Here is a 20,150-nt window from a genome sequence, read left to right on the forward strand (position 1 = left end):
TTTAACACCTAACAGATCCGAACAATTATTTAAGCGCGAACATAAATCCGTGGCCAGAATTAGTTGACCACTTCAGTGTGACCATTTCCACATGTATTGATGAAGCATTGCATGAATAATAGAAATGGCATGAATAATAGAAACGGCATGAATATTTCTAACTATAATGAAGAGTATTCGAACATGGAGGTTGAATATGCGTAATGTTATTTATGTAATACTACTGACTTTACTATCGATTAAATCAAACCTTGCGATGAGCGATCAAGTGATGTTAGGTGCGTATTTATACGAAGATGCATATGAAGAGTCAGTCTTTGAGGATGTTTATGCTGATTTGGAAGTCGATAACCTTTCTATCATTAACATTTTTATCAATTTTGATTATGACTGGGATGAGTTAGATACCCAATGCAGCGCTATCGTTGAACAGGGCGCGGTTTGCATGATCACCTTTGAACCTGATACTTCTGACAATACTGACGAAGATAATTTATTATCTGAGATCACAGCTGGTGAGTGGGACAGCTACTTTAATCAATGGATTAGAGATTTTAGATCTTGGTTACGTGAGCAGACAGACGAAAATAAAAAGATCTTATTTCGTTTTGCCCATGAATTTAATGGCAACTGGTACACATGGTCGGGTGAACCGGGGGCTTATAGGGCTGCATGGCAGTATCTGCATGATAAGTTTGAAGGTGCGTATATCGGAGGTGTGAGCATCAATGAATATATAGAGTGGGTATGGTGCGCGAATAATACTTCTTCCGATGATATCAATAATATTAGAAGGTATTATCCCGGTGATGATTATGTCGACTGGTTGGCGCTAGATGGTTATAACTGGGGAGACAACTATAGCTATAGCAGTTGGCTTACCTTTGAGGAAGTCTTTAGCGATCAATATAATGTGTTAGTGGAAAATTATCCTGATAAGCCTATTTTGCTCACTGAGGTTGCATCTGCCGAGCCCACAGATACGCCTGATACCGATCCGTATAATTCTGATCCCTATGAAGGGGATGAGACCGACATCGATGAAAGTAAGGCTCACTGGATTGAGAATATGTTTGACCAGATCAGTCACACTTATACCGCCATTAAAGGTGTGGTGTGGTTTAACATGAATAAGGAGCTTAATTGGTCATTGAATCAAGATTTTAATGCTTATACTAAATCGGATGATAGTTTGATTGTTATTGGGAATAATACGGGATTAGAGGCGGCTGTGGAGTCTGCAAAGGAGAGCTATGTGACTACAGATTATTATTCTGCAGCATCTTATGATATGGGGAGTAACGATGAGTTAAGTCAGCAATGGAGTGTTAATGAAAATACATCGAAACATCCTAAAGTGCCCTCAGTCGGGAGTGAAAAACGACAGAAACATGCCGAAGGTTTAAAGGCTATGTCATCGAGTGATATTTCCGCACTTCGTCAAAGGCGTTTTGATTGGATGGCTGAAATTCATACGCGGCAAACAGATAGCCCGACATCAATAGATACGCCTACTGCTACTCCTAGTTCGACTTCTAGCTCTAGTGCTAGTGGTAGTGTATCGTTAGGCTGGTTGTTGTTACTCTTTGTGAGTATTTGGATAAGAGGGAGCTATTGTAAAAAATAAGCTTGAGTGATTTTATTGTGCTGTAGGCCGAATAAAGCACTAATCGTCAATATGTTCTGCAGCTTTAAAATGAAACCGTCAATAGCAACCAGTGATAAGTATTTATCACTGGTCGTCACTTTTAGAGCAACCGCATAAATGTTTTTATTTCACTATTATTTAAATTTAGAGAGTCATGCTGATGACGATGGATAGTGAGCTAGTGAGTTTAGTTTATTGCACATTAATATTTAGTCGTAATACCAAAAGATTAATACTGAAATAATGATAAAAAACAAACATCAATAACAAAATAGAAGGATAAAATGTAAGTAACCACTAACAAGTCTGAATATGCACATTTTTATTATTCTTATTATTATTTGAAGCAGAGAATGACACAAAAAATTCATTTTTATAGGGATAAAAAGAAAGGTTCCATCAATTAGACTTAGTCTTTTTATATTAACACATAGGTCATAAGCAAAGAAGAGGAAATAGTGATGTCTTGTCGTGGGCTCTCGATTAAAAGGGCTTAATAGCTCCTGTGTCATGGTTAGCTAAAACTGACCATGGTAATAACTTAGTTATTGATTTTAAACGGTTTGTTTAACTCTGATTGATTCAAGCTTTGCATACATATGCTCAGTAAAAAAACCATGCATTAAGAAGCGTTGGCTTAAGTTCCATGGACCAAGCAGATAAAGAGGGTACTTGTTATAGGCGTATTCAGTGAGTGTATTATCATTGATAATATGGCCAATTCGAATTGCAATGGATTGATCTAGATTAAAACCATTGATGGCGTCACGGTATTCATCTTTCTTTAATAGAAAACAAAATAAACACATGAACAGTGCGTGAGCAGATTCAAAATCAATGACCTGAGTGATGCGCTCTTTTATCTGGAATGTGTTCATATCAATAGGCTGCCAGCTTGTCCAATTGAACTGACCATTTTTAGCGATTGAAGGGGTGACTTTTCCCATTTTTTCAAAGGCTTTAAAGAGTGCCTGATCATGTTCAACAAAGCTATCTTGAAGCATATCATCTATTTTTTTAGGGTAGAGGTTGACTCTATTATCTATTCCCGTATTTTCAGCCAAGAAATTTAGAATATTGGATTCAGTTGCAAAATGCCTCAAGATTAAATAATTGGCTTCGGGTGATATAAAGTATTGACAAAACCAGCAAATGGTTTTTTGCAATAATGTATGTGCACTAAATTGTGGAAGAGGGAGACGTTTAACAAACCACACTAAGTGTAACAGGATGGCAAATAGAAATTGCGCAATGGGTCTTAAGATCCATCTAAATCCATTTTGAAGGTCTTTAAGCCATAAATCCCTAGCTGACTGCTCAATAGGTAAGGCATTGTCCTGTTTAATGGCTTTAATAAATGGGCTTTGCTTAGTCATTATGGTCTACCTCTTCAAGTTGGAGGCGATAGAGCCGACTGACGACTTTAGCAGTTTTGACAATAGAGTCGACATTTTCTTCACTCGTCGCTATGGTGTCGATCAATTCATAGAGTTCATTCATATGATGTTCATCATTTTGGCCATGATATTCAAGAAATTGAGTGATTGACTGATCAGTTTTGAATTGTTCTTTGATGAGTGTTGACCATTTAACAGACATTTTGTTTCCCAGTCCTTCAATAATCCACATTGCACCGATAAGATCGACAGGATTGGGTTGACTCGCTCGGTACATTAAAAAACCATGTAAAGCTTCTGAGCCTATATTTCTTGAAGCGTTCTGAATGTCTTTGAGGTTTCCACCTGCGGCCACATAATCTTTTTCTAATAAGGTATAGTCAAGGTGCTCTTCATAGGCATGATGAATGACAGATGAACGAACATGGCTATAATGTCTATCAAAACTAGACGCACTTCGGCTTATCCAACGAGATCCTTCAATCACCTGTTGGCGTAAATGAAGCAATAATGTTTGGTAATCTTCTAGACTCAGTCGGCTATTTTCAAGTCGTTTAATCACAGGTACTTTTGACAGCTCTCTATCGAAACAAAGCCATACATGTAATAATTTTTGTAAGCATTGTTTGCCTAATGTTGTTTTAATTAATTCCTGCATATTATCCCTTTACTGTTAATAGCATATAAGCACAGTTGAATCGCCCAGATTCGGGCACTATGCACAATATTGTTTGATCGATTTGTAAATCATGTGTGTTGATAAATTCATCTAACATGATGAATATGGAAGCACATCCTGTATTGCCTCTCTCATAAAGGTTGGTATACCATTTCTCTTCCGGAATACTGGCCCCTGATTGTTCAAGTAATTCAAATATTTTACTTTTAAAGTAGTGAGAGGAAAAATGGCATAGTACGTGATCGATTTTTGGAATATCGATTAATCTATTATCAATTAGCTTTAAGAAACCGTTTACGCCAACAGAGACAATATTATCCAGTAATTTAACATCTTGTCTGAGTAAGATAGCTCCTGCTTTTTCTGCTTCAGAGTAAGTGGCGTAATCTTGCCACGTTTTATGGTGTTCATTTTTAGATTGACCGACAGACATACAAACTGGATAGACATCTGCATGGGAGAAGCTTTTAATCCATTCAATTTTTAAGCTTTTAGTTTGAGGTCGAAGTTTATTTTCAAGTAAAACAGCTCCTGCACCATCGGAGAGCATCCATCGTAAAAACTCAGCGTTAAAATCCACAACTTTGTGTTGAATCGCTTCATATCGAGTATGTTTAAACAGGCGAGATGCAAACTCGCTTGCGATGACTAACGCATTGTCGCTGAGTTCAGCTTTAATGTTGGCATAGGCGTATTTGAGTGCCATGATGCCACATGAACAAATGCCATGACTGGTATTAAGCTCGACCTCTGATAAATTCATTTCTGCTTGGAGCATACTGCCAAATCCTGGAAGTAAAAAATCACCTTGGGTGGTCGCGCAACTTAACAGATTAATTTTTGAAGCCGACACATAGCTATTATCAAGACAGATTTGTCCCGCTTTTGCAGCCATCTCACTATTTGAAATGTATGTTTTGTGTTGACTATCAATGGCATAGTGTCTTGTCTTTATACCATTAGATTCAAGGATTTTATTTTTTAATCGACTCGGTTTGCCATTCACTTTTCCAAGTATATTTTCAATTTCGTCATTGTGCACAGGCTTACCGGGTAAGTAACGGCCTGTGCTATTAATATATGCGTTCAATGTTGATTCCCTCTAAAGTATTGGTGAATACATCGTATATTTTCTTCTATGTAAGGAAACACACAAACAATGGCCATAAAGGTGAGGTAAACAGAAAGATAGCTGGTAGTGCCGTGTGGGTTTTCAAGTAAGTTGAATGACATTTCTCCGGCCCAATTGAATGTAATGAGTTTAATGAAATGTTCCCAATTAATAACTACGATAGAGATAAGCATATATAAAGGCAAAGAACCTAAATAAGTATGGGCATGCATTTCCCATATGGATATTTTCCTTCTTGGAGCGGCATATCGAACATCCAAATGGGCGACAATTTCATGCATGAACCAAGTGAGAAAACAGATGAGTAAAATGAGTGCATTCACATCAAAGAGAAGGCAGAGCACAATGGGTAACCCCATTTGGATGCCCATAACTGAATGCATCAAGGTTTCTTTTAATCCTGAGGTAGACTCGATTCGAGTCGCCCTATGGCAGCACCAATCTACAAAACCGGCAATCCCCCATAAGGGTAAAAAAATATACAGTAATGTACTGATAAGTAGTGATGAGGTATCCATTTCATATCCTATGAATTGTTCCGTTATCCATAATAAGTAAGACGTCTGCTGTTTAGCTTGACTAAAAACTGCTGATGAAGATAACTAGCATAGTAAAAAAATGGTTAGAAATATATAAAGTCTCTGTTTTGGTGCGCTTTTAACGCATTTTTTATCAATATATCAGTAATTCAGTGTCTTTAATTGGTGTTATGTTCATTACGGTGAGCGAAGAAGAGCTGCATTGCATTGGATGATTAAGGATGATGGAATGAACAGCTCTTATACAGCAAGGTTTCATTAGTACCATAATTGAATTTGTGCGTTCAATAATACAACAAAGGTTAAAATATCCTTAACGACATTCTAAGAGCTTAATGATTAATAGCCTTTATTTAAGCTTTTCCATCTCAATAGGACGACACAAAATGGTCATTTGTGGCAATAAGGCACTGGGGCTAAGGGACAGCGTGAAATCGACCGCTTTAACGATATCGTCAGTGTGAATTTTATCTTCATTGGCGATGCGACCATCATTGGTCATGTCGGTATCGACAACACTGGGACATAGGCAAGTGACCTTGACATTGTGGGGTAATAAGGCCTTAAAGAGGCTCTCACTATAATTGAGTATGGCCGCCTTGGTGGCGCTATAGAGACCTATTTTGGGCAAAGCTGTCATCGCGGCATTGGAAGAGAGTATAAAAATAGTACCATGTTGTTGCCGCTGCATCCGTTGGGCCACTTTATTGGTCATTATTAGGGAGGATGTGACATTAATATTGAACAAATTCTCGATGGCATTGCCATCGGCTTCAATAAAATCAGTGGATAATATTCCTGCAGAGTTAACGAGAATGTCGATAGTGGAATGGAGCATTAACAATCTGTCGATGAGTTGTTCTACACAGCTAAGATCAGCGAAATGACATCGATAAATGCTGACATTGATTTTAGGGTATATTTCATTGAGGCTTGTTTTGGCTTTGATAAGTCTTTGTTTATTTTTAGCCACTAAAATAATGTCGTAGTCTTTGCTGGCAAGATAACAGGCGATAGCATAGCCGATGCCTCGACTTCCTCCAGTGATTAATGCAATTGGCATAATGCTCTCCTGAATATTAAAGACCCTATTGAATATTCTACTCTCGAATCGATCCTCTTGGTATCCCCCATAAGAGTCGTGAAAATCAATAGGACTAGAGCAATTGATGATTTTATGTATCTATTATGTTGAATCTATGTGTTGAGTTGAGTCTTTAAGGGGGAAATAGCGAAATGAGCGTAAAAAGGCTTTATAAATAGTCGTTAACATGGTTTATATGAGTAAAGTCGCTGAAGCTTCACTGAAGGGCCAGTCTATGAAATCTATGCCATTACTCCAAAAGATAGTGCTTATTATTGCCACTTTGATGCTAAGTCTCGCACTTTATATGGCATCCAATACTTTAGAATACATTCATGGCTCAAGGTTAAGTGTGGGTAAGGTTGTGGATTATAGAGAGGTTTACTCGAGCCGATCGATGACTTATGCACCGATTATAGAATACCAATTACCTGACGGTAAAATGGCTCATTTTGTTTCCTCAACGAGTAGTTATCCTCCTGCTTATGAGATTGGCGAACCAGTGGATATTTTGTATTCTACCAAGCAGCCTCACAATGTCAGTATTAATGGTTTTTTCTCTTTGTGGATAGGGGAGCTGATTGTAGGGGGATTAGGCTTAGTGTTTTTATTGATAGGCTTGTTTAGTCCAATACTGGCTTGGTTGAGGCGTCGAAAAAAAGCCAGTCTCACTTTATATGGCAATAGAATAGACACAAAACTGCAAGACGTGAAGCGTAATTACAATATAAGAGTGAATGGACGTTATCCGTATCAAATTATGACAGAAGGAATTAATCCTAGTACCAGCCAGAAACAAATTTTTAAAAGTCAGAATTTATGGCAAGATCCCACCGCTTATCTCGATAAGCGATGGATCACGGTTTATGTTGATAAAAAGCGGCCTAAACGCTATGTGATGGATCTTGGCTTTTTAGAGTGATGTGAAGGTTTGCTTTAGCGGCTTTTTATCTTCTGAAAGACACTGTCTCCAGAGCATTAGGCCACCACAGAACGACAGCAGGCTGTAAATCAAAAAAAGTGATCCCATGTTCACATGATAATGAAGGGCAAGGCTGATTAAGGTGGCTGAAGCTATCATGCCTGCAGCTGAAATTACATTACTTGCAGCAAAAATAGTGGTTTTTTGTCTGTCTGGGCCATTCGTTTGCAATAATGCATATCCGAGAAACAGCAGTTGAGAGCTGAACAAGTTTGATAGTGAAATGATTATGATGACTTGTTGAAATTCGGTTAGTAGGTTAATGATAGGCACATTGTCTTTGAATGCTATCATCATGCTTAAGGCAGCATAGCCAAATGTCGCACCTATAGTCCCTATTAAGATGATTTTATCTTGCAAGAGACGGGTGTTGAGCATTAAAAATAGTAGAGAGCCGCAGGCAATTGCGACAGTCATGACGATAAATAATAGGCTGGTATTGACTTCATTTATATTGAGTTGATATTTTGCAAATGTAGTCATTTGTGAATAACTTAAGTTAATAATAAACCAGTAATAGGTGATACAGAAGCAGCCTAAGGCTAACTTAGGATCCTGTTTGATGCTTTGAAACATGTGTTGGTATTGGGTGTAAAATGAGCGTGGAGATAGGGGAGTTTTATGGACTGTTTTATGGGTAATCGTGATGTTTTTTTGCTGAAATACGCCAATGGCATTGATGAGTGTACACAGAAATATTCCAGTCATGGCCATATTAAGGCCTGCATCTAATAACCCCCCTGCCAATGCGGTACCTATGAGTATGGCGATAATATTGGATAATTGAAATAATGTAGAAGATTGACTGCGTTGTTGCTTATTGACCCTTTCATCTATCATAGCTAATTTTAGTGGGCCCGTTAAACAGGCGATAATGCCGATAGGTAATAGAAGGAAGCAAAGTAAATAAAGATTGTTAATATATAAACCGTAACAGATCAGAATGATGATGACATATTCAATGGTTTTCAGTTTTTTAAAGAGGGGTAATTTTTGTTGATTATCGCCCCATTGTCCCGCTAAGCCGGATAGCAGCACACAAGGTAGCATAAAGAGCGCTAAGACAAGCGTGGTGAATTGTGCGGCCAGTTGCTCTGACTGCGCTTGAAAGCCTATGAATATCACCAGCGTATTTTTAATCAAGTGATCAAGGGTGGCGCCGGAAAAGTTAACCCAAATTAAGGATTGAAACCCATTTTTATTCATTGAGTGTGCTCCTTGAAAAAGGCGCCGCTGAGCTTACTGAGTATTTTCCAGCCATATTGTCTAAACCAAGGTAAGTGCTTGACATAAATGGCGGTATATTCCATTTCTTCTATGCCCCCTCTGGATTTTTTAAATGGCATAGCCCCAGCACTGGCATGACAACATAATGCTTTATCAGTACATTCTTTAGCTATAATGGCGTTTAATATGGGGTAAAGCATGAAGCTTTTATCTAAGTGAGTATCATAGCCAGAAAAAGGGACTGTGAGTACATTGCCTTCAATAAATAGGCCTAGCATGGCCACCAGCTTACCTGTTTGAGGGTTCTGTAATGCTTTTATGTTTATTGCCTTTTGTTCTATACAGGTTTTGAAGAATAACGGCGTCAGCTGAGCATTGTGCTTTGAGTGTTGCTGAATGAACATTTTGTGGTATAAGGTGAATAATTCGTCGGCATATTGTATGTCTTCCACTTCTATAAGGACAAATTGCGTCTTATTTAAATGCCGCCTATCATTCTTACTGGATTTTTTGCTCATAGGTTGTGGTGTACGATAATCAATCATACAGACAGGACGAGAGGGTACTAGAATAAATCCATCGCTTGTTAACTTAGTGATTAATGTTTGATTTAAGCTTTGTGTGAGTGAGCGAAACGCCAGCGCATGTTTTGGGTAAGCCTTAGTGAAATATTGCCGCATATCATGGATGGGCAGATCAGATTGCTCAGGATATAGATTCGTGGACCATAGTCGATTATTAACTTGAACGCAGCGGTTAATGCGCATCCATTTCAACGGCGAGGCTAGGCCATTGATGAGTGCTTTAAGGGGCGTTCTTAAGACTCTGGGAATGGAGGCAAGCAGGGTGTCACGCCCATAACTGACAAAGGCATTATAAGGCGAGCACACGTAGGATGATTCATATTCTTTATTGTTTATGCTAAAAGGCAGTGTCATACCTTGGTACTGTAATAGACTCATTTTTGTATCGACATTGGCAATAAAAGGTTGGCAGCCAGAAGCAATATATTGGGCGATCAGATGATCGACACCTTTCACATGAAGTTCGCTAATATTGTCAGCGTTAAAGAGCTTAAAATGCATTATGATATTTTCTTCAGAAATTTTTCTGAACTCCAGTGGATCAATTTTAATGTTACTTGCCAAAAGCAACGGCGATAACGGGGTAAATGCTGAAAGGCAATGGCACCAAGTTCTCGGTGTTCTTTCGCACCACGGCTGGTTTTAAAATTTTTAACACCAGTGCCGCAATGTAGCCTTAACCCTTTTTGGTGACAGGTGTGTAAATTGAGTGCATATAACATTCGGTACAGTCCAAGAGATTGAGGGGCAGAGGTGTCGTAGCCCACGATGGGATTTGTTAGCATGTTGCCTTTATGTTTGATGGCGGTAAATCCCATGATTTTTTTTGATTGTTCACAATATAAAGCCGTAAAGTCAAAGAAGTGGTTTTGATGAGTGAGTGCAATGAAATGTGCGTTGAGCTGTGGATTAAGCGTGCTGTATTGGGTGATAAAAAGCTGCTGATAGAGCTCTGCCATTCTTGCATAATGCTTAGGGTGAATATCATCGTGTTGCAACACTGTCAAAGAGGTGTTTTTTAGCAAGGTTAAATCGCGTTTATTGTCTCGTCGCTGGTGTAAATTATCATTTGGATTAAAAATGTAAGCATTCATCGTGGGGATTAGGTGATAGCCCAGCGAGATCAGTGCATTTTCTTGCGGTGATAAATAACTGTCTTGTATTGAACGATAAACATGGCAATGTGAAGGAAAAGCCTCGATGAGTAATGCATGGATTTCACTCAATTCTTCTAATGTTAACTGGCGAGTGTGTAGATTGGTTCCCGTTAGGAAGTTATTGACAAATATTACATTATCTATTTTAAAGAGATTCAGTATCTTACCGATGAACGTTAGCGCACCGTTTAGCAGAGGTTGGCTAATGCTTGCTTGTGGACTGCTAATAAACGCCGTGTAAAGAGAACACACAAATGAGTTGTGTTTATGGTATGAGTTAAGCGTTAAAGGCAATAATTGATCATTAATAAGAATGGCAAGGTATTGCGCGTGAACATTATTAATATAATGTGCGGGCGTATGGGTTATCATGGCTTTGATGTACTCAGCATCATCACAATGAAGCGGTATTTTATCGAGATTATTCGGCGTAATAAGAATGGCAGTCATGAAGTATGTTTATATTCGTTTAATGATGAGTTATCTTTTGTTTCTTTACAGCGAGTAAAGGTGATACGGCCACCTTCAGGCACCATAAAGCATTCTATTTTGTCGCTATAGAGTCGAAGCTGAAGGGCTTTACCGGCTTGTTCCTGCAAAATTTTGATTTTCATGCTGCCAAGACTTTGCTGTAAATCATGATTGTCAAATCGCCCTTTAAAGATATTGGTTTTAAAAGGACTTAGCTGGATTTGGTAATTCATTGGCCCAATGCCAAAAGTCAGTTCTGGAGTGATAGTGATGTCGCCAACAATGGGATTATGGTAATGGCCGATGAGTTTGGCTGTGTCTTTAGGTTTGCCCAGTGCAGGGACTTTTGAAAAGCAGTAGTGTGCTAATGCGCGAGGAGACAGGATGGCAAATTGCGTATTGGGGTAATCGGCATCAATGAAAAGTTGTAAGAATATGTCGGCGATTTTTTGGGGAATGATACTGGAACGATTACATAACATGCCGATCCCAAGCTGTTTTTCTTTGACGGTTAATAAAAAGGATGTGATCCCAGGAAAACCGCCAGTATGACGGTTAATAGTGTAAGATGCTCTCTTTTCAATGAGCCAGCCTCCAGCGTAATGCCCCGTTTTTGCGTTGATAGTACAAGGGATAACGCCATGAGTTAAATGAGCCTGCTCCTGAGCGGTCATATTGAGCTTGTCGTGTTGATTATGCGTCCAAAACTTGAGCCATTTTCCCATATCTTCAATGCTGCAATTGATCCCCGCGGCCCCCAATAATTGATGTGGAAAACGAGACAGAGCCAGTGGAGCATTACCTTTCAAATTGAATGCCCGTCTGTGAGGTGAGGCTTTATTGGTGTGTTGCAAATAGGCTTGTTTACCACAGGAACTGCGCTGCATATTCAGTGGCTTAAAAATGAATCTTGATAGCGCCCTCTCAAAGGAGCAATTGAGGGTGATTTCAATAATTTTTTCAAGGGCAACAAAGCCTAAGTTATTGTAAGCAAACTCAGTAGGCGCCGATGTTTGGCTGCAATGGGTGAGGGCTTTGAGCATATCAGTAGATGAGAAACCTAAAAACCCTAAGTAGTCCATAGCGTAGGGGGGTAACCCTAGAGTATGTGTGACCAAATGCACAAGAGTAAATTGCGGATTAAAATCAGGCAAAATGTGCTGAACGGGTTGATCCCATGCTAATTTATTCTGTGCAACCAAAATGCCAACCAGGCAGGCTGTCATGGCTTTGGTGAGAGAAGAAATAGGAAATACTGTGTGTTTATTTAGGGGCATATTTGTATCAATGGATTGTGTGCCATAGAGACAAAAATGCTGCTGATCGTTATGTTGAACAACAATTGCCAAGCCTGGTAATTGAGCGCGTTTGGCTAAGAGTCTTGCTTTGTCAAAAAGTGTATCGATATGATGATCTATCAAGATGCTATCCTGTGAATAAAGTCGATTAATAACCGTCCTGCATTACAACAAAAGTTGTTTTTCTTTGAGGGTGGGCGTGATGTCATTGTTAAAGGCTTTGACAATATAAGGCCGCATCAGATCGGTTTTTGTCACCATAGGTTTAAAACGAGGATCATGGTTAAGGTTGGCTTGTTGAATTTCTAAAATCCGCTTATCTTGCAAAAAAGCAATATATTGAAAAGGAAACAGGGCCTTCATTTTAAAATAGCTCAGTAAGGTTTTCCCTTTCACGTAGGTTCGCACAACCATTTTGGTTTTTCGGGCTGTTTCGGGCACAAGATAAATGACCACTGACAGTGCGATGTCTGTTGCATTGTAGTATTCCAATTCAATGGTACCAGAGTGATGAATACGGCCCACACCTTTGGTGATCTGACGGCCAAATAAACGACTGACGAGTCCAGTTTGTTTTTTTTCTTCAATATATTCTGCTTGGTAACCCGTTGGGTGATCGGTAATACGCGCGTGGCATAGATGACGTATGGGTTGATTAGTGCGAATAATCCCTGTGTGTACCGTATGCGTATGCAGTGCATCTAAGAAGTTTTCTGCAATATCCACAGGATTGGCTTCAATGATCCCTATATATGTTGAATAACGGTGGCTGGCATGTACTTCTGGAATAAAAGGCGGCTGAAGGGGCTTGTGACTGCTTAGCCAAATGAGGCCATGGGTTTCGCAGATTGAAAAAGTCTTAATCAAGGGGTTTTTAGGCGCCTTAAAATTCACATCACCGGGAATATTGGCTAATTGCCCTTGACCATTAAATTGCCAGCCGTGATAGGGGCATTCAAGTGTCCCTTGCTTTAAGCAACCCTTAGATAACGGCACGCCTCTGTGTGGGCATTGATCTTTTAAGGCGTGTAGCTTATTGCCATCACGGAATATCACCACAGCCTGATCATGGTAAGTCACAGCCAGCGGTTTATCTTGTTTTAATTGATGTGATTCTACGACTGGGCACCAAATTTCTTGTGTAAGAGATAACGTCATAATTGATGCTTTTTAATTAAGGGAACGAAAACGTTATTGGTTATCCAAGATAACACTTGCCACATACGTTGGGTTTTTTTAGGTAAATGCCGTGTATAGATGGCGGAATACTCAATAAAAGCCTGACCACCTCTTTGTCTTTTGAAATGGGCAGCGCCGGAGCTGGCATTAAAAATCTTTTGATTTTTCTGCGCAAAATCCAATCCTGAGAATGCAGCCAGTCGGTATAATCCTAGCTTTTTAGGTTGCGTAATATCGTAACCAATAATAGGAGAAGTCACGATACCGTCGATGCTAAATCGTCCTGCAATCGCGTCCAAAGTACCTTGTGCATTACGGTAGCCCTCAAAGGAAAAATGTGGGTGTGTAAACACAGTTTCAAGATAAGTTTCAGTAAATTGAGGGTTTAGCTGAGAATATTTACTGATATAGAGCATGTTATACAGCTCGATGATCCTAGGATAATCATTGGGGGTGATCTCGGCTTGATCCACGCGTTGATAAGGGGTTTTTTTGATTAAATTGAGATCGTTTTTGTAATCTCGTCGCTGTTGGTAATCGTTCAGCTTCTTATCATAAATATACACTTGTCTAGACGGAGCTAGAATATAACCTGCTTGTTTAAAACCTTGAATTAACTCAGGGTTAGAATAAGAGTTCAGTGACCGAAAAATGATCGTGTGTTCACTGTAGTCTTTGATTAATGTCTTGGTGAGCTCATCAATCGCATCACTATGAAAACTGTTAGGATATAAATTAGTGGATAATAGCCAATTGTTGACATGTAATACCTTGTTAACTTTATTTTTTTTAAGATAATAGCCCAATAAGCGAATACAAGGTCGAATGAGGGCTTCTAACCAAGGTTTATTCAACTTATCTAACTCTTCAAGGCAGTAGGGAATAAAGGCGGTATAGGGTGAGCACACATAACTGTTATGAAACTCTGTATTATTGAGGCTCATTGGCAGTTTGCAGTGTTGGTTCACTGTGAGTGTTTGTAGCTGAGTGTCGACATTCTCTATCATGCGTGATGAGGGCATGAAATGTTGGCAGTAGGCTTCAGCGGGGGGCTTCTGTGGTGTGAGCTTGTTTTTTTCACTCATTTGATGGCTTCTCCATCCCATTCAAAATCTTGTGTGGCGGCTTCTCTAACGGATATTTTCTCTTTAAAAGCGATTTGTACTAGCTCTGCCAATGAGATAAATTGAAACCATGAAAACCCTTTATCATTTTTGCATGCCATGACATCGCTGGCTTGTCGATAATCTCGGTACCAAGCTTTGACTTTTCCTTGATGTATAGCGAAGGGTAAGCCTATCAATACCATCATGAGTGAAATCATTTTTGGCTCTTTAAAAGGGGGAAGGGGTTGAGGGCTTACGCCTAAAAAGGCATCAGCCAGATTAACATCACCTAATAGATGCAGGCCACTGGTTGCGCGAGGATTACATTCAATAATATAAATATCATCCGGTGTTTCGATAATGTCGAATCCAAGGTGTCCTGTATATTCATGTTTTTGGCAAAAGGCTTGAATAAAATCACTTATTTTTTTGTTCACTATAGGTTTAAAGTAAAAACCCGCAGCGACTTTTAATCTATGAGTGGGCTGATAAATGGCTTGAGCAAACACCTGACCTTTTACCGCAATCGCATAAGTACAATATTCATTACCTTGAATTTTTTCTTGTTTTAAAATACGTCCAGGAGCCATGTCAGACAAGTCTTGTACACTTTTAGGAGTGGGAGACAGTAAGACATCGGTACCAAAGCGGCAAAACTCTCTTTTTACGATACAGCTGGACAAGGTCTCAGGGGTTATTGGACTGCTAAAGTCCAGTAGTTCTGTTTTTGGAAGAGTGATCCCTGTATCTTGGCATAAAGATAAAATATCGTATTTACTGTGCAATTGCTGCATTAGATCAAAGTCGGGGCATAATACATCGCAATGTGGCGTCAGTTTGTCTTTGATTTTTGCGATATAAAAGCTTTCTTCACACATGGGCAATAGATAATCAATCTCATGGGTTTGAATGATGTTCAATAACGCCGTTTGGTAGTTATCTATGTTATTTCTTGGACTGGGGCTGAGAATAAATTGTGCCAGACTACGGCTGTTTTTTGCGAGCGGGTAGCGCAATGAGTCTGTCATAAAGACTTGATGGCCATGCTTGGTTAAATTTCTGGCCAGCTCTAGTGAAACTGGGGCTCTGGCACAAGTAATAAGAAAACGTTTCATTTCAATATCATTCCTAATGGTGATAAATGGCTATCGATTCATCATGTTTATTTAACTGTGTTTATCACTCTGCGCCGCTTTTCCCCTTTTTTAGGGTATTGATATGGCTTGAACTGATAATCGGGCTGTTTAATATCAAGTTTGTTAAACAGCAAATTTAAGCTGCTGACAATCTTATCTTTGTTGTCATTGGTGTAAGGTTCGCATTCAATCAGCAGTGCGTTAGTATGGGTTTGTGTGACACGATACTCTTCGACTCTTTCGCAATGAGACACTATGGTGTTGCGAATGAAATCCGAATAGACATGAATAGGTTTATTGTTATGGTTAGCCAGTTGCAACACATCGTCTTTTCGACCTTCAATGGATTGAATTCGAGTATGGGATGAGCCACAGGGGCAGGGCGTGGGCTCTTCAACTAACACATCATCCAGTAAATAGCGCACTATGGGCTGAGTGCGTCGTCTTAAGTCGGTGACGATAGGTGAAAAGCGTCCTTGTGTTTGATCTATCCAGTGTTTTTCAATGATGATATTGTCTTCATTGAGATGTAAGTTGCCATGGGAGCAAGTGATCCCCAGAAACCCTTCTGTGCATTGGTATATTTGATGGACTTTTTGGCCAAAATAGGCTGATATTTTTTGTTTGTCCTCTTCTTCTAGCACTTCTGCAACAGCGATGAATTTTTTCGGGCTAATCTTAGGTTGTAAGCGCGACAAATGCAGCAATACACTGGCAGGAGCAATGAGAATGCTGGGGTTATACGCTTCCAATGTGCTAATGTGCGTTTCTAATGAAGTGAGTAAATCAAAAAAGCGAAATTGCGTGAATATGCTGCGGGTGTTTTCATACAGTCTGTTGTTAGCACGCAGGAAAAAGGCGATGCGTTGAGGCCTTAAGTAATGAGGAAAGGCTTTTGCGACCATGTACCCTGCCCATTCAGCTCGCTCGATTTTGGATGAAATAAATAAGCCTCTATTGCCACTGGTGCCTGATGATAGTCCCACTGCGTACTGCCCATATGTGGGGGTAAAATCACGGGTATTTTCAGCGGTAATCGCAATATTCAATGCGGTATCACGCAGTAACTTAGCGGTATTGATTTGATCAAAATGAGCCATGTGCGTTTTTTTATCGATTAACGGAAATTGCGCTAAGGGCAAATCAAGGTATGCTTGGTAAAAAGGTGAATGGGCTAATACTGCTTTTTTAAAGCCATTGAAGTGTTTATTCTGCTGTTTTATTAATCGTGAGCGTGTGATTTTTTGATAATATTTTGCTCTAAAAAAACCTGTGACAAAGGCACCCAAACAGGCTATTTTACCAGGCGTTTTTGTTATCGCAGATTGATCCAAGCCATTCGTGTTGGAAGCTGTACTTTTTAAGTGAGGACTATTTATTTCAGTGCTATTTATTTCAGTGCTATTCATATTCATATTCGTATTGTCACTATTTACCAATTGTTTCATAGCGTTAATGCTTCAATGGTTTTTTTACAGTGACTGGGAATAAGCACTATGTCTTTATTACGAGCGTAAAGGTGAGATAATTTCTCTAAGGTATTGAGATACGCTTGCCCATCGTCCATTATGATGTGGGCTAATTTATTGGGTCTTGCACCTTGAGTGTAAGCTTCCTGTGTCCAGCAAGCATCACCAATCAAAAAGGCGGTTTTCTGAGAATGCTCCAGCAGTAAACCAAAATGCCCAGCGGCATGGCCAGGTAAAGAAATCGCTAACATACTTCCATCATTGAATAGATCATACCCTAAATGAAAAGGGGCATAATGATAGGATAAGTTTAAGGGCTGACTGTCTTCGATAAAGCGGCAACGACGAGTAAAGTCATTGGGCAGCAGTTTAGGCAGATAGCCTTTTAGTAATCCTTTGAAACGACTCGTGTCATTAATGGCATTGAGTGCCGCTCGCGAGCAGATAAACTCTGCTTGTGAAAAGTCCATTAAACCTGCAATATGATCAGCATGGAAATGTGAAATAAAAATGGTCTTTATTTCATTTGCGTCAATCCCCCTGAAAGCAAGCTGGGTAACCAGTTGTTCTTTATCACATAAATGCATTGGAGTTAAGCTGCGATATAAACGTTCAGGAAAAGGCTGTGTGGCTTGTATAAAACGTTTTGCATACCCAGTATCGAACAACACATACCCAAGTGTCGGGTGTTTGATGAGACCGACATAGGCAGGAAATTGCATGCTTTTCCAAGAGTGCCCCTGCATCACCATAGCCTCGGGATGGAAACAATGACCGACTTTTAATAAGGTTAGCATGGTGGCTCCGAATGAAAATATTGCTTTATTCCGTGTTCAAGGCCATAAATTGGACGGTATCCCAGCAGGTTTTTTGCTGCACTGATGTTCAATGTTTGTGACTTGGCTAATAATCCTGCGCTATAGCAAGTGAGCAGTGGCTCTTTAGTGTTGAAGATTTTAGCGATTGTTTCCATGACTTTCGCGATGTTAGCCAAAATGGAATAAGGTATTGGCAAAAACCGAACCCTTTGATGAGTGTGACGTGTTAATAAATTGACTAAGGCGCTCACTGTCATTGGCTCGTCATTAGAGATATTAAAACAGTGTTTATTGATTTCTGGGGTTTTACCGGCCAAGTAGAGCGCATGGGCGACATTTTTGACATAGGTGATATCCACTAGGGCGCGACCTTGCTCTGTTAAAGGGAAAAAACCTTTTTCAAGTAAGTTCAATATACGGGGGAAGATGCTGGTATCGCCTTCACCTATGATGCCCCTTGGCCTAATGATCACAACTTCAGTGTCACCGCATTCATTGAGCATGACTTGTTCGCCCTGGTATTTGGTCTTAGCATATTCATTGGCAAAGCCCGATGTCAGTACTTGACTCTCTTTAATGTCCAGCTTGTCGGTAAAGTTAAAGTAAACGCTGGTGGAGGAAACATAGACACAACGTTTAATGTTATGATGTTTAGCCGCCTTGAGCACATGCCTTGTGGCTGTGACATTGGCAAGATAAAAGGCCTCTTCAGTTCCCCAAGCACTGGAAAAAGCGGCGCAATGAAAAATAACATTTGCGGCTTCAAACTCCGCAATGACATGGCTTTCATTGGTGAGATCCACGGCTTTAAAACGTGTTTGAGTGGAATTGAGTTTACGTCCTTTGGCTTCATTTCTACCTAGAGCCAATACCTGGTAACCTTGCGTTTCTAGGTGGTGGACTAAGTGTGACCCCAGAAAGCCTGTGGCACCTGTGATAATGGCTTTCATCCAATCTCCAATATGATAGCGCCAAAACTTAATCCTGCTGAGAACCCCAGTAACATGACCTTATCGCCGCTGTTGACTTTGCCTGATTTTAATAATTCATGCAGTGCGGAGGGAATAGAAGTGGCAATCTGATTACCTCTATTTTTTAAAATGTTCACCATTTTACCTGGGGCAATTTTAAACCATTTTTCAATATGTTGTAATCCAAGTTGGCTGGCTTGATGGGGGATAATCCAATCAAGATCATCAATCTGATAGGGGGTTTTTGCTAGAGTGCGTTCGACAAAGCCCTTGATATGAAGGGCGGTCATTTTAAAGACAGATTTACCTTTCATCTCAAATAACTCATAAGGGTGGTAATCACCTTCTGTTTTAGAGGGTTGATGTAAGGTGCCATAGCCTCTGACTTGACAAAAATCAAAGCCTTCACTGTAGGTTTCAAAATGACTGGCTAGCACCTGAGTCGCGTTTTGTTTTTCTTGGCTCACAATTAATGCTGCAGCACCATCGCCAAATAAGCCTCCCGTTTCTCTTACGCTCCAATCTAGGCCAATAGATGCGATTTCAGATGAGACAATGAGGATGTTCTTATAGCGTTGTGTGGAAAGTAAGGCATGAGCCACATCCAGTGCTTTGACTGCACTTAGGCAAGTCATATTAATATCAAAAGCAGGGATGGGGTGTGTTAAGGGAAGCTGTTTATGAATTTTAGCTGCAGTGCAAGGAATAAGTTGTTCTAAGGTACTGCTGGCAGAAATAATACAATCGATATCATCAAGTGTAATATCACTATTGTCTAGTGCTTGTTCTATTGCGGCGACTGCCATGCTGATTGGGGTTTCATGGGTCACATAATGACGTGAAGCCACCCCTGTGGTTTTTTCTGTTTGTCCTTCAGGCCAACCTTGGCTTGCATCGATTTGGCTTGATTGAACGATGTGCTCGGGTAGGGCAATGCCAGTGCCACGAATATTGATAGTTGAATTGAATTTGTCCATATTATGAGTAGGGTTAACCATGCTTTTTATTGTTTGAGCCATATTATTGATTGTCTATTTTCAGTGGGTTGGAACAGGCGCGTGAGAAAATAGCTTGTTATTGTTCATTCTTTAATGAAATTTATAACGAAAATGAGACAACTCATATCAGGTGTACACCTGATAATGATTATTATTCCTTAAAAGTCATGGTCTTATGCTTTAGTATAATAGATCTAATTTATAATGCTTAAAATCAATAACTTGTAAAATAAAAGTGATGCATTGTTTTGCTCTTAACAGTTAAGATAAATTAT

At 39.7% G+C, this 20,150-nt stretch carries 18 protein-coding genes; 2 read left to right on the plus strand and 16 right to left on the minus strand.

Translation table 11 applies throughout. The features are described 5' to 3' along the window. Nucleotides 1-196 precede the first annotated feature (196 nt). Nucleotides 197-1,627 (plus strand): glycoside hydrolase family 26 protein, encoded by a 1,431-nt coding sequence (locus Q0791_RS12245; protein WP_299006627.1) that lies wholly within the window; start codon nt 197-199, stop codon nt 1,625-1,627. 575 nt (nt 1,628-2,202) lie between these two features. On the opposite strand, the gene Q0791_RS12250 is transcribed toward Q0791_RS12245, so the two are convergent. The 5 genes from Q0791_RS12250 to Q0791_RS12270 all read right to left on the minus strand — a co-directional run bounded on the left by Q0791_RS12250 (nt 2,203) and on the right by Q0791_RS12270 (nt 6,458). Then, nucleotides 2,203-3,024, minus strand: a complete 822-nt coding sequence (locus Q0791_RS12250) for a hypothetical protein (protein WP_299006628.1) — start codon at nt 3,022-3,024, stop codon at nt 2,203-2,205. Beyond that, on the minus strand, nt 3,017-3,703 hold the full coding sequence (locus tag Q0791_RS12255; protein WP_299006630.1) for an iron-containing redox enzyme family protein: 687 nt from the start codon (nt 3,701-3,703) through the stop codon (nt 3,017-3,019). The genes Q0791_RS12250 and Q0791_RS12255 overlap by 8 nt, the downstream gene beginning before the upstream one ends. 1 nt (nt 3,704) lies before the next feature. After that, nucleotides 3,705-4,814, minus strand: coding sequence for a beta-ketoacyl-ACP synthase III (locus tag Q0791_RS12260; RefSeq protein ID WP_299006633.1), 1,110 nt, complete (start codon nt 4,812-4,814; stop codon nt 3,705-3,707). Beyond that, nucleotides 4,811-5,374 (minus strand): diguanylate cyclase, encoded by a 564-nt coding sequence (locus Q0791_RS12265; RefSeq protein WP_299006636.1) that lies wholly within the window; start codon nt 5,372-5,374, stop codon nt 4,811-4,813. The genes Q0791_RS12260 and Q0791_RS12265 overlap by 4 nt, the downstream gene beginning before the upstream one ends. Nucleotides 5,375-5,744: 370 nt before the next feature. Beyond that, nucleotides 5,745-6,458 carry an SDR family NAD(P)-dependent oxidoreductase gene (locus Q0791_RS12270; RefSeq protein WP_299006638.1) on the minus strand — a complete coding sequence of 238 codons (714 nt, stop codon included), beginning with the start codon at nt 6,456-6,458 and terminating at the stop codon, nt 5,745-5,747. A 256-nt stretch (nt 6,459-6,714) separates the two neighbouring features. On the opposite strand from Q0791_RS12270, the gene Q0791_RS12275 reads away from it, so the two are divergent. Further along, nucleotides 6,715-7,401, plus strand: a complete 687-nt coding sequence (locus Q0791_RS12275; protein ID WP_299006640.1) for a DUF3592 domain-containing protein — start codon at nt 6,715-6,717, stop codon at nt 7,399-7,401. Here the strand turns inward: Q0791_RS12275 and Q0791_RS12280 are convergent. From Q0791_RS12280 to Q0791_RS12330, 11 genes are read right to left on the minus strand one after another with little or no spacing between them, the layout of a single operon-like run. Next, nucleotides 7,393-8,667 carry an MFS transporter gene (locus Q0791_RS12280; protein ID WP_299006642.1) on the minus strand — a complete coding sequence of 425 codons (1,275 nt, stop codon included), beginning with the start codon at nt 8,665-8,667 and terminating at the stop codon, nt 7,393-7,395. The genes Q0791_RS12275 and Q0791_RS12280 overlap by 9 nt on opposite strands. Beyond that, nucleotides 8,664-9,773, minus strand: a complete 1,110-nt coding sequence (locus Q0791_RS12285) for a hypothetical protein (RefSeq protein WP_299006643.1) — start codon at nt 9,771-9,773, stop codon at nt 8,664-8,666. Before Q0791_RS12285 ends, Q0791_RS12280 begins: the two co-directional genes overlap by 4 nt. Beyond that, nucleotides 9,773-10,879, minus strand: coding sequence for a hypothetical protein (locus Q0791_RS12290; RefSeq protein WP_299006645.1), 1,107 nt, complete (start codon nt 10,877-10,879; stop codon nt 9,773-9,775). The genes Q0791_RS12285 and Q0791_RS12290 overlap by 1 nt, the downstream gene beginning before the upstream one ends. Beyond that, nucleotides 10,876-12,321, minus strand: a complete 1,446-nt coding sequence (locus Q0791_RS12295) for a serine hydrolase (protein ID WP_299006647.1) — start codon at nt 12,319-12,321, stop codon at nt 10,876-10,878. Before Q0791_RS12295 ends, Q0791_RS12290 begins: the two co-directional genes overlap by 4 nt. A 42-nt stretch (nt 12,322-12,363) precedes the next feature. Next, nucleotides 12,364-13,356: an aromatic ring-hydroxylating dioxygenase subunit alpha gene (locus tag Q0791_RS12300; RefSeq protein ID WP_299006649.1), complete on the minus strand. Its 993-nt coding sequence runs from the start codon at nt 13,354-13,356 to the stop codon at nt 12,364-12,366. Continuing rightward, the gene (locus tag Q0791_RS12305; RefSeq protein WP_299006651.1) at nt 13,353-14,462 is read right to left on the minus strand and encodes a hypothetical protein; all 1,110 of its coding nucleotides are present in this window, start codon (nt 14,460-14,462) and stop codon (nt 13,353-13,355) included. Before Q0791_RS12305 ends, Q0791_RS12300 begins: the two co-directional genes overlap by 4 nt. Further along, nucleotides 14,459-15,598: an ATP-grasp domain-containing protein gene (locus tag Q0791_RS12310; protein ID WP_299006653.1), complete on the minus strand. Its 1,140-nt coding sequence runs from the start codon at nt 15,596-15,598 to the stop codon at nt 14,459-14,461. The genes Q0791_RS12305 and Q0791_RS12310 overlap by 4 nt, the downstream gene beginning before the upstream one ends. A 47-nt stretch (nt 15,599-15,645) precedes the next feature. Beyond that, nucleotides 15,646-17,067 carry a F390 synthetase-related protein gene (locus tag Q0791_RS12315; protein WP_299006654.1) on the minus strand — a complete coding sequence of 474 codons (1,422 nt, stop codon included), beginning with the start codon at nt 17,065-17,067 and terminating at the stop codon, nt 15,646-15,648. Then, on the minus strand, nt 17,064-17,885 hold the full coding sequence (locus Q0791_RS12320; RefSeq protein WP_299006656.1) for an MBL fold metallo-hydrolase: 822 nt from the start codon (nt 17,883-17,885) through the stop codon (nt 17,064-17,066). Before Q0791_RS12320 ends, Q0791_RS12315 begins: the two co-directional genes overlap by 4 nt. Continuing rightward, complete coding sequence (locus Q0791_RS12325) at nt 17,879-18,856, minus strand: NAD(P)-dependent oxidoreductase (protein WP_299006658.1); 978 nt, start codon at nt 18,854-18,856, stop codon at nt 17,879-17,881. The genes Q0791_RS12320 and Q0791_RS12325 overlap by 7 nt, the downstream gene beginning before the upstream one ends. Further along, on the minus strand, nt 18,853-19,896 hold the full coding sequence (locus Q0791_RS12330; protein ID WP_299006660.1) for a 3-oxoacyl-[acyl-carrier-protein] synthase III C-terminal domain-containing protein: 1,044 nt from the start codon (nt 19,894-19,896) through the stop codon (nt 18,853-18,855). Before Q0791_RS12330 ends, Q0791_RS12325 begins: the two co-directional genes overlap by 4 nt. Nucleotides 19,897-20,150 lie beyond the last annotated feature (254 nt).

It is taken from the genome of uncultured Shewanella sp. (genome assembly GCF_947495455.1).
GTDB lineage: Bacteria > Pseudomonadota > Gammaproteobacteria > Enterobacterales > Shewanellaceae > Shewanella.

Excerpts from the sequence above, each read along its gene's own strand:
- Q0791_RS12280 (WP_299006642.1), bottom strand. The coding sequence starts at position 8,667 with ATGAATAAAAATGGGTTTCAATCCTTAATTTGGGTTAACTTTTCCGGC.
- Q0791_RS12255 (WP_299006630.1), bottom strand. The coding sequence starts at position 3,703 with ATGCAGGAATTAATTAAAACAACATTAGGCAAACAATGCTTACAAAAA.
- Q0791_RS12275 (WP_299006640.1), top strand. The coding sequence starts at position 6,715 with ATGAAATCTATGCCATTACTCCAAAAGATAGTGCTTATTATTGCCACT.
- Q0791_RS12325 (WP_299006658.1), bottom strand. The coding sequence starts at position 18,856 with ATGAAAGCCATTATCACAGGTGCCACAGGCTTTCTGGGGTCACACTTA.
- Q0791_RS12310 (WP_299006653.1), bottom strand. The coding sequence starts at position 15,598 with ATGAAACGTTTTCTTATTACTTGTGCCAGAGCCCCAGTTTCACTAGAG.
- Q0791_RS12270 (WP_299006638.1), bottom strand. The coding sequence starts at position 6,458 with ATGCCAATTGCATTAATCACTGGAGGAAGTCGAGGCATCGGCTATGCT.
- Q0791_RS12290 (WP_299006645.1), bottom strand. The coding sequence starts at position 10,879 with ATGACTGCCATTCTTATTACGCCGAATAATCTCGATAAAATACCGCTT.
- Q0791_RS12330 (WP_299006660.1), bottom strand. The coding sequence starts at position 19,896 with ATGGCTCAAACAATAAAAAGCATGGTTAACCCTACTCATAATATGGAC.
- Q0791_RS12305 (WP_299006651.1), bottom strand. The coding sequence starts at position 14,462 with ATGAGTGAAAAAAACAAGCTCACACCACAGAAGCCCCCCGCTGAAGCC.
- Q0791_RS12265 (WP_299006636.1), bottom strand. The coding sequence starts at position 5,374 with ATGGATACCTCATCACTACTTATCAGTACATTACTGTATATTTTTTTA.
- Q0791_RS12320 (WP_299006656.1), bottom strand. The coding sequence starts at position 17,885 with ATGCTAACCTTATTAAAAGTCGGTCATTGTTTCCATCCCGAGGCTATG.
- Q0791_RS12285 (WP_299006643.1), bottom strand. The coding sequence starts at position 9,773 with ATGCATTTTAAGCTCTTTAACGCTGACAATATTAGCGAACTTCATGTG.
- Q0791_RS12300 (WP_299006649.1), bottom strand. The coding sequence starts at position 13,356 with ATGACGTTATCTCTTACACAAGAAATTTGGTGCCCAGTCGTAGAATCA.
- Q0791_RS12250 (WP_299006628.1), bottom strand. The coding sequence starts at position 3,024 with ATGACTAAGCAAAGCCCATTTATTAAAGCCATTAAACAGGACAATGCC.
- Q0791_RS12315 (WP_299006654.1), bottom strand. The coding sequence starts at position 17,067 with ATGAAACAATTGGTAAATAGTGACAATACGAATATGAATATGAATAGC.
- Q0791_RS12245 (WP_299006627.1), top strand. The coding sequence starts at position 197 with ATGCGTAATGTTATTTATGTAATACTACTGACTTTACTATCGATTAAA.